This window comes from Clostridium sp. (assembly GCF_040797585.1).
In the GTDB taxonomy this organism is placed as follows: Bacteria; Bacillota; Clostridia; order Clostridiales; family Clostridiaceae; genus Clostridium_Z.
In genome coordinates this window covers 1-9,401 of the sequence record NZ_JBFNEO010000108.1, presented here as the reverse complement: position 1 = coordinate 9,401, position 9,401 = coordinate 1, and the positions used below count along the sequence as shown (strand labels likewise).

The window sequence follows — 9,401 nt, the reverse complement described above, 5'->3', positions numbered from 1 at the left end:
TGATAAGTTAAGTCTTGGGGCAGTTACAAATATGATGGGAAATTCAGTTTCTATATTGGATTTAAAAACAAACCAAATTATAAAGGAGATAAGAGTAGGAGAGTATCCAACAAAATCCTATATTTATAGCTCTAATTATTTTATATGCTGTGAAAGTAATTTAGGAGAAGATAGAATAGGTAGGATTGTAATAAGATCCTTAAATAGTGGAGAAGTTATAAATACAATAATGGTAGGAAAATCACCAATAGATTTCTATTATGATCATAATTTAGATATGATTTTCGTAAATAACTTTGGAGAAGGCACAATAAGCTTTATAGACTTAAGTTGTTTTGAGGAATTTAAAAGAGCTTATGTAGGAGGAATGCCAAAAGGAATACTTAAAAATGGGCGATTTCTTTATGTAGGAGATAATTATAATAATAATCTTATAATATTAGATATCTTCACAAATGAGAAAAAAGTCATATCCATTGGAAAAGATCCCAACGGAATGACCTTTCATTAGCTTGGAATTAAAATATTTATTATTTTATTATAAATATCTGAAGAATTATCTTTCCAATTGTTGCATAAAGATATAGCCTGATTATTAGTAGCTACATTAACCTTTATATCCATAAGTAAGGTTTCGTTTTCCATAGCCTTTAATTTTACAATATAAGAGTTATCTTTGTCTATTGTATAGTCTGCAGTTATTGTAAGCTCTTTTTTTATCTCATCTAATTTAGAACTTATATATTTTTCAATAGATAAAATTTTACTAGGAGATATTCTATCTTTAAAAAAAGAAAGAACTTTATCTCCTTTTTCTGTTAAAAAGATTAATTTTTTTTCATTACGTTCCTCATATCTCAAGAAATTAGACTCAATTAGCTCAGATATATATTGCTGAAGTAAAAAATAATTTATAAAATTATTTTCTAAAATTATATCTGTAAGCTGGATATTAGATATTGGTATTTTTATATTCTTAATTATATAAAGGAGTAATAGCTTATTTTCTGCTAAGTCCGTTGTGTTTTCAAACATTAATATCCCACCCTCCAAGATAAAATCAATGTAATATATTTGATTATATCACAAAATTTTATTTATGGTTAAATCCTCTATATATAATTATAGAGGATTATTATTTTACAATTAATTATAATACATAAATATTATATAATATTTATTCACAAAATATAAGATAATCCTCATTAAAAAGAATTATATATTAAAAAAAGTGCATATTATATATGTAGATTATCACAAAAATAGGGAGGGAAAATATGAAAATGCAAATATCTACTAGAAAAGTAATAATTTTTTTGATATTATTGGTTATAATAAATAGTACTATTTTCCAGACTATTATGCCAAATGTAAAAGCAGCAACTAGAAGTCATCCAATTTATAATGTGGATACAGATAAAAAAGATGTAGCTATTACATTTGATATGAACTGGGGAGAAGATTATACCTTAGAAATTTTAAATATATTAGATGAGTTTGATGCTAAAGCTACTTTCTTTGTTATAGGTTCTTGGATAAACTACTCTGAAGATAACACTAATATATTAAAAGAGGTTAAAAGAAGAGGTCATGAAATTGGAAATCACTCAAATACCCATCCGGACTTTACTAAAATATCTAAGGATAGAATTTTAAAAGAGATCTATGATACCGAAGATAAAATTAAAGATATAACAGGAGAAAATAGTAAAAGTTTTAGATTTCCAAGTGGGGCTTATGACAATAAGAGCTTAGAGGTATCAAAATCTACTGGATTATATCCTATTCATTGGAATGTAGATAGTATAGATTGGAAAGAGCAAGGGGAAGCCATAGAATATAATAGGGTAACTAAAAATTTAAAACCAGGAGATATAATTTTATTTCATACAAATGCTAAGTATACTCCTAATAATATAAGAAAACTTCTTAATTACTTAAAAGATAAAGATTACAAAGCTGTAAAGGTAATAGATCTTATTTACAAGGATAATTATAGTATTGATATAAATGGAAAACAAATACATAATTAATCTTGAAATTGTTAATATAAATGTATTATAATGGAAGAGTGTATATTAGAAAAATAAAAATACACAAAATTTCAGTAATATTTACTTATTTTTATTAATATCTTAGTGATGTAAGAGAAAATTATAAACCAAGGGAGAGAGGGGTTAAGATGGACAACAATTTATTTTTAAACAACAAAATTTACTTAGAGGGGACAGTGGCTTCAAAACTTTCTTTTAGCCACGAGATGTATGGGGAAGGTTTTTATAACTTTCAACTTGAGGTAATGAGGTTAAGTGACACAAAAGATATGCTGAATATTACAGTTTCAGAAAGATTAATAACGAACTTAGACCTAAGTATAGGATCTGAAATCATTGTAGATGGTCAGTTAAGATCTTATAATAAATTTGTAGATGGATCAAACAGGTTAATACTTACTGTTTTTGCTAGAAACATAGAGCCATGTATAGAAAGAAGTAAGAATCCAAATGAGATATTCTTAGACGGATATATATGTAAGGAACCTGTTTATAGAACAACTCCATTTGGGCGTGAAATAGCTGATGTATTATTAGCTGTAAATAGAGCATATAATAAGTCTGATTATATACCAACTATTGCTTGGGGTAGAAATTCTAGATTCTGTCAAACTTTAGCTGTTGGAGATAATATAAGAGTTTGGGGAAGACTTCAAAGTAGAGAGTATCAAAAAAAGGTTAATGAAGATGAAAGCATAGTTAAAATTGCTTATGAAGTATCCATATCTAAGATGGAAAGAGCAAATAAAGAAAATACTGAAGATAAAACCGAAGAGTTTGATGTTGAGGGCGCAGTATAAAAATAAAAAAAGCTAATCCGAAGGATTAGCTTTTTTTTACTTTCTATTTTCTTAAATCATTCATAAGTTGAGTTTTATCTTTAGTTTTATCATCTACACTCTTTATAATTTTTGCAGGTACACCAGCTACTACAACACCTTCTGGAACATCCTCAGTAACAACAGAACCAGCAGCTACTACTGATTTTCTTCCTACCTTTACCCCTTCAAGTATTACAGCATTAGCACCTATCATTACATCATCTTCTATTTCACAAGGTGTTTTGCTAGGTGGTTCTAAAACTCCAGCTACTACTGCTCCAGCACCAAGGTGAACTCTTTTTCCAAGTTTGCCACGGGCACCAACTACAGCATTCATATCTACCATAGTTCCTTCACCTATTTCTGCTCCAATGTTAATTACAGCTCCCATCATGATAACAGCATTCTTTTCTATTTTAACCCTATCTCTTATTATAGCACCTGGTTCTATTCTTGCATCTATATTAGTTAAATCAAGCATAGGGATAGCAGAATTCCTTCTATCATTCTCTATTCTGTAATTCTTTATATTATCCTTGTTATCATTTAAGAAAGTAGAAATTTCCTCATGTTCTCCAAATAATATGTAGAAGTTATTTTCTCCAAAACACTCTATGTTTTTCATATTACAGTCCTTTAAATTACCATTAACATAAACCTTTAAAGGAGTAGATTTTTTAACTTCCTTTATGAAACGAGCTATTTCATAAGGATCTGTTAAATTATAATTCATTTATAATCACCCTTTCTAAATAAGAATTATCTTATATGCTAAAAATTATTATAATAGATATATGGATTTATTAAAAGGGTTTTTAATAAATAATTGATTATTTATTAATATAAGAATATAATTTCTAAATAAGGATGCTTAGTTAACATAGAAATTTATTAAGGGAGGTACATATGGATGAATAACAATGTGAAAAATATAGAAATTTCAGGAATAAGAAAATTTTATAATAAGGTCGTAAAGGTGACAGATGCTATATCATTAACTTTAGGACAACCAGACTTTCCAACTCCTGATATAATAAAGAATGCCATGATAAAGGCATTAGATGAAAATAAAACTGTTTATACATCTAATGCTGGAATATTTGAACTAAGAGAAGAAATAAGTAAATATTTACAAGCTATGGATATAAATTTTTCTCCAGATGAAATATGTATAACTGTTGGAGGAAGTGAAGGCCTTTATGCCGCATTTCAAGCCATACTTAACCCTAAGGATGTAGTACTCGTTCCTAATCCAGCATACCCAGCATATAAGGCAATAGGTGATTTAATAGGTGCCACAGTGATAGAATATGATTTAGATGATGAATTTTCAATAGATCTCCAAGATTTAAAATATAAAATTGAAAACTTTAATCCTAAAGCTATGGTATTGTCTTATCCAAGTAATCCTACTGGGGCAGTTATGGAGAAAAATCTAAAGGAAAGTTTATATTCTTTATTAAAGGATGAATCCTTCTACATAATTAGTGATGAGATATATGCTTCCCTTTGCTATGAAGATGATTATTATTCTCTATGCCAATATGAGGATTTACTTCATAGATGTATATATGTAAGTGGATTTTCTAAAATGTTTTCTATGACTGGTCTTAGAATAGGGTATGTATGTGCTAAATCTACTATATTAAAAGAGATTATGAAAGTACACCAGTATAATGTATCCTCTGCCCCTTCTATAGTTCAATATGGAGTTTATGAGGGGCTTAAAAATGCCATGGAAGATGTAAAACTAATGAGGGATGAATTTAAGGCTAGAAGGGATTATACTTATAATTACTTAGTAGACTTAGGATTTAAGTGTAATAAGCCTAAGGGAGCATTCTATATATTTCCCAATATATCTTCCTTTAATGAAAACAGTGAAGAGTTCTGTAATCATATATTGAATCAAGCTAAGGTGGCATGTGTTCCTGGAAGTGCCTTTGGCAGTAAAGGAGAAAGTCATCTAAGAATTTCTTATTGTTGTAGTATGGAGCAATTAAAAAAATCCTTAGGAAATATAGAAAAGTTGTTAAAGCCTTAATATATTTTTTTATCTCTAAGAATTTCAATATTAATATGTTTAGATAATTTTTCGTAGGTTTTAATATATAAAAAATCCCTATTGTAGTTATTTTATTTAATTCTACAATAGGGATTTTTACATCCATGTTAATAGTAATAGTTTTTAATTCTTCAAGTGAAAACATAAGTTAATAGTTTAATTTAAATCCTACGATAGACTTTTAATTTATATATGATCTAAATTTATCATATGATCCATGTTATATAAACCAGGATTTTTACCTGTAATAAACTCTGCTGCCTTTAATGCACCATGAGCAAATACATCTCTTGATATTGCCTTGTGGTTAAATTCTAAAACTTCTCCACCACCTGCAAAAATCACTTCATGATCTCCAACTATATTTCCACCTCTAATTGCATGTATTCCTATTTCATTTTCTTCTCTCTTTTTGATACCTTCTCTTCCATATACATAGTTAGTTTCATCCTTTAGTGAGTCTTTTATAGTATCTGCAAGTAAAAGGGCAGTTCCACTTGGTGAGTCTACCTTTTGATTATGATGTTTTTCAACTATTTCTATATCGAAGTTTTCATATAAAAATGGTGATACTCTTTTTAAAACAGCATTTAAAACATTTATTCCTATACTCATATTAGCAGATCTAAATATTGAAGTATGCTTTGAGGATTCATTAATATATTCTAGTTGCTCTGGAGTAAATCCAGTGCTACATAATACAACTGGAGCTTTATTAGCTATTGAATACTCAATTAAATCTTTTAAAGCTTCAGGTCTTGAAAAATCTATTATAACATCTATTTTTTCTTTAACATCATCTATAGATTTATATACTGGATAATTATTTAGTTTCTCTCCACTTCTGTCAACACCACAGACAATATTTAAGTTTTCATATATTTTACTACATTGGGTTACTACTTGACCCATTTTCCCGTTACAACCATTTAATAGTATATTGATCATATTGTCCTCCATTCTGATTTTAACTATATTAAGTTAGTACTCTTTAATTCATTTTTTAAGAACTTTAAGTTTTCTTCACTCATTTCACATAAAGGTAGTCTTAAATCTCCTACATTTTTCCCCATTAGATTTAATGCTGTCTTTACAGGAATAGGATTTGTTTCAACGAATAGGGCATCACATAGGGATATAAGATTAAGTTGTATATCTAGAGCCTCTTTTACGTTTCCATCCATGTATAGCTTACACATATCGTGGGTTTCTTTTGGTTTTATATTAGCTAATACTGATATAACTCCAACACCACCTAAAGATAATACAGGAATTATTTGATCATCATTTCCAGAGTAGATATCTATTTTATCTCCACATAAAGCCTTCATTTTTGCAACCTGAGACATATCTCCAGAAGCCTCTTTAATTGCTACTACATTCTTTAGCTTAGTCAGGCCTAATAATGTATTTGGAGTAATATTCATACCAGTTCTTCCAGGAACATTGTAGACTATTATAGGAGTATTAACCTCTGTATCTATAGCCTTAAAATGTTCTATAAGACCCTTTTGAGTGGTTTTATTGTAGTAAGGTGTAATTAAAAGTAATCCATCTATTCCAATAGTTTCAGCCCATTTACTCATTTCTATAGAAGCTTTAGTGTTATTACTTCCAGTTCCAGCGATTACAGGAATTTTTTTATTTACTCTATCTACTACATATTTAATCGTATCTTTTTTTTCCTGTTCTGTCATAGTAGATGCTTCACCAGTAGTTCCACATACAATTATAGCATCAGTATTCTCCTTTATATGCCAATCTACTAATTCTCCTAATTTATTAAAGTCAACACCATATTTGTTGAAAGGAGTTATTATTGCAACACCTGATCCTTTAAATAATGTCATACAAATACCTCCATATAAAAATTTTGTATATACCTACATTATATATTTAAAGAGGTAAAAAATACATAGAATTATTAAATTTAATTTTTTAGGCAATACTATTTATTGAAAGGAAAAAATATTAGAAAAGGGGAGAATATTATGGGAAAAACACCACTAAAAAAAGTTATAAAAGCTAAGATAAAAGCTAATAAAGAATTGAGTGCTGAGGAACTACTAAGAGAGAAGCTAAAATACGAGATTGCAGAGGAGCTTGGATTAAAAGATAAGGTAGATGAGATGGGGTGGGGTGGACTTACTGCTGAAGAAACAGGAAGAATAGGTGGACTTATGACAAAACGTAAAAAAACTATGCATCTTCCAAGTAATAATGAAATTTTAAAGAGAATACAAAGTCATAGTTGACTATCTTGATAAAAGTTTATAATATAGTTATATCTTAAAATTTCCACTACTGGGGGGAGAGCTATGGAAAGCTATGGAGAGTTATCTTCTATATACGATGAACTTATATATGAAGATATTAACTATGATGAATTTTATGATTGCATTATAAAACTTTGCAAGGAATATAAAATAGAAGATGAAAACTATCTTGATTTAGCTTGTGGAACTGGTAATCTTTCTAGACTTTTATGTAAGAATTTTAGAAATACATATCTAGTAGACTTATCAGAAGAAATGCTTATGGAAGCTACTGAGAAGCTTAGGAAAGAAAAAGTTAATAGTAAGATTCTTTGTCAAAATATGTGTGAACTTAATCTTAATAAGTCCTTTGACTTAATAACCTGTTCTTTAGATTCTACTAATTATATTATAGAAGATGAGGATTTAGAAGATTATTTTTCTGCAGTGTATAATCACCTAAAAGATAATGGCTTATTTATATTCGATATTAATTCCTATTATAAACTTAGTGAGATTTTAGGAAACAATATTTTTACTTATAATAGCCAAGATGTTTTTTATACATGGGAGAATATATTTGAGGATGATGTTTTGGAAATGAATCTTACTTTTTTCTTAAAGGAAGGAGAGCTATATAAAAGGTTTGAAGAACAGCATCTAGAAAGAGCCTATACTACTGACTATATAGATAGTTTGCTTAAAGGTACAGGTTTTAAAATATTAAAAAAGTTAGATAATTATAGAGAAGAAACAATAATTGATAACACTGAGAGAATTACTTATGTAGTTTCAAAGTGTTAAAATTGGGAGGTATTTTTATGAAAGATAAATTAATTAGAGGTACAGCGAAATTTGGTGAAGTAAGATTTATAGCTGCTTCAACAACAAACCTTGTTAATGAGGGAGCTAGTGTACATAATTGTAGTGCTACAGCTGCAGCAGCTCTTGGAAGACTTCTTACAGGTGCTAGTCTAATGGGAACTATGTTAAAGAGTGATAAGGATAGTTTAACATTACAAATTAACGGAGGAGGACCTGCAAAACCATTAGTTGCAACTGCTTATGCTAACGGACAAGTAAAGGGATATATAGGAAACCCATCAGTTGAGCTACCTCTTAATAGTAAAGGAAAGCTTGATGTAGGAGGAGCTATTGGTAAAGAGGGGAACTTATACGTTATAAGAGATATGGGGCTAAAAGACCCTTACGTAGGACAAGTACCTATATATACTGGGGAAATCGCAGAAGATCTAGCTTACTATTTCACAGTTTCAGAACAAACTCCTTCTGCTGTGGCTTTAGGAGTGTTAGTAGATACGGATTTATCTATAAAGGCTGCTGGTGGATTTATAATTCAAATGATGCCAGATGCTGATCCGCTACTTGCTGATCTTATTACATATAGATTAGAAGATGTCCCATCAATAACAGATATGCTTACTAAAGGAATGTCTATAGAGGAAATCATTAATGAAATTTTTGATGGAATGGATCCTAAAATAATGGAAGAAATGGAGCCTTCTTTTACTTGTGATTGCTCAAGGGATAGAGTGGAGAGAGCACTTATTAGTATTGGAGAGAAAGATCTAAGAGAGATTTATGAAGATGGTAAAAGCGAAGAATTAAAATGTCATTTTTGTAATAAATCTTATGAATTTAATCATGAAGAAATAGGTGAGCTTTTAAAAAGAGTTTCAAAATAAACCCAATATTTAAGAAATAAATATTTCTTAAGGTATATAAGTAATAGAACACTAAAAATTTCTTTATATTTATAAATTTTATAGTGTTCTATTATAAGAAGTTAGTTATATAATATATAATTAACTAACACAATAGATGATTAATATAGAGTTTTTAACTGAATTTTTGACTTATACATCCCTTAAAAGTTTGATTTATCAATGAATAAATAACAGGTGTAAGTTAATTTTTAAAATAGACACTCTATATAGGGTTTTTAGCTTGAATCTTAACTTATACATGCACTTAAACCCTTTAAAATCTTAGATTTTAAGTAGTGTATAAGATAAGTTTTGAATCAAAAACCCTATATATAATATTAATTTAAAAACTAATATTATATAATATTTCCAAAAAGTTCTTGACAATACTTCTAAATTATAATAGAATATTTTTGTAAGCTATTTGGCCCAGTGGCTCAGTTGGTTAGAGTGCCGGCCTGTCACGCCGGAGGTCGAGG

Annotated in this window: 11 protein-coding genes; 7 read left to right on the top strand and 4 right to left on the bottom strand. The window is 28.8% G+C overall.

The window, feature by feature from the left end:
* Positions 1-511 (top strand): YncE family protein (locus AB2369_RS08265; protein WP_367666009.1); only part of this gene is annotated, 511 nt, incomplete at its 5' end.
* On the opposite strand, the gene AB2369_RS08260 is transcribed toward AB2369_RS08265, so the two are convergent.
* On the bottom strand, positions 508-1,035 hold the full coding sequence (locus AB2369_RS08260) for a DUF4364 family protein (protein WP_367666008.1): 528 nt from the start codon (positions 1,033-1,035) through the stop codon (positions 508-510). The genes AB2369_RS08265 and AB2369_RS08260 overlap by 4 nt on opposite strands.
* Before the next feature lie 242 nt (positions 1,036-1,277).
* On the opposite strand from AB2369_RS08260, the gene AB2369_RS08255 reads away from it, so the two are divergent.
* Positions 1,278-2,033: a polysaccharide deacetylase family protein gene (locus AB2369_RS08255; protein ID WP_367666007.1), complete on the top strand. Its 756-nt coding sequence runs from the start codon at positions 1,278-1,280 to the stop codon at positions 2,031-2,033.
* 149 nt (positions 2,034-2,182) lie between these two features.
* Positions 2,183-2,854 (top strand): single-stranded DNA-binding protein, encoded by a 672-nt coding sequence (locus AB2369_RS08250; RefSeq protein ID WP_367666006.1) that lies wholly within the window; start codon positions 2,183-2,185, stop codon positions 2,852-2,854.
* 43 nt (positions 2,855-2,897) lie between these two features.
* On the opposite strand, the gene dapD is transcribed toward AB2369_RS08250, so the two are convergent.
* Positions 2,898-3,608 (bottom strand): 2,3,4,5-tetrahydropyridine-2,6-dicarboxylate N-acetyltransferase, encoded by a 711-nt coding sequence (gene dapD, locus AB2369_RS08245; protein ID WP_367666005.1) that lies wholly within the window; start codon positions 3,606-3,608, stop codon positions 2,898-2,900.
* A 177-nt stretch (positions 3,609-3,785) separates the two neighbouring features.
* On the opposite strand from dapD, the gene AB2369_RS08240 reads away from it, so the two are divergent.
* The gene (locus AB2369_RS08240) at positions 3,786-4,919 is read left to right on the top strand and encodes a pyridoxal phosphate-dependent aminotransferase (protein WP_367666004.1); all 1,134 of its coding nucleotides are present in this window, start codon (positions 3,786-3,788) and stop codon (positions 4,917-4,919) included.
* 207 nt (positions 4,920-5,126) lie between these two features.
* On the opposite strand, the gene dapB is transcribed toward AB2369_RS08240, so the two are convergent.
* Positions 5,127-5,888: a 4-hydroxy-tetrahydrodipicolinate reductase gene (gene dapB, locus AB2369_RS08235; protein WP_367666003.1), complete on the bottom strand. Its 762-nt coding sequence runs from the start codon at positions 5,886-5,888 to the stop codon at positions 5,127-5,129.
* A 23-nt stretch (positions 5,889-5,911) separates the two neighbouring features.
* Positions 5,912-6,790 (bottom strand): 4-hydroxy-tetrahydrodipicolinate synthase, encoded by an 879-nt coding sequence (dapA, locus tag AB2369_RS08230; protein WP_367666002.1) that lies wholly within the window; start codon positions 6,788-6,790, stop codon positions 5,912-5,914.
* Between the two features lie 141 nt (positions 6,791-6,931).
* Here dapA and AB2369_RS08225 point away from each other — a divergent pair, with 141 nt between their 5' ends.
* The 3 genes from AB2369_RS08225 to hslO all read left to right on the top strand — a co-directional run bounded on the left by AB2369_RS08225 (position 6,932) and on the right by hslO (position 8,901).
* Positions 6,932-7,195: a small, acid-soluble spore protein, alpha/beta type gene (locus AB2369_RS08225; RefSeq protein WP_367666001.1), complete on the top strand. Its 264-nt coding sequence runs from the start codon at positions 6,932-6,934 to the stop codon at positions 7,193-7,195.
* A gap of 63 nt (positions 7,196-7,258) precedes the next feature.
* A complete protein-coding gene (locus AB2369_RS08220) occupies positions 7,259-7,999 on the top strand; it encodes a class I SAM-dependent methyltransferase (RefSeq protein WP_367666000.1) in 741 nt (246 codons plus the stop codon).
* Positions 8,000-8,016: 17 nt separating this feature from the next.
* Entirely contained in the window at positions 8,017-8,901 is an 885-nt protein-coding gene (hslO, locus tag AB2369_RS08215) for an Hsp33 family molecular chaperone HslO (protein ID WP_367665999.1), read from the top strand.
* Positions 8,902-9,401 lie beyond the last annotated feature (500 nt).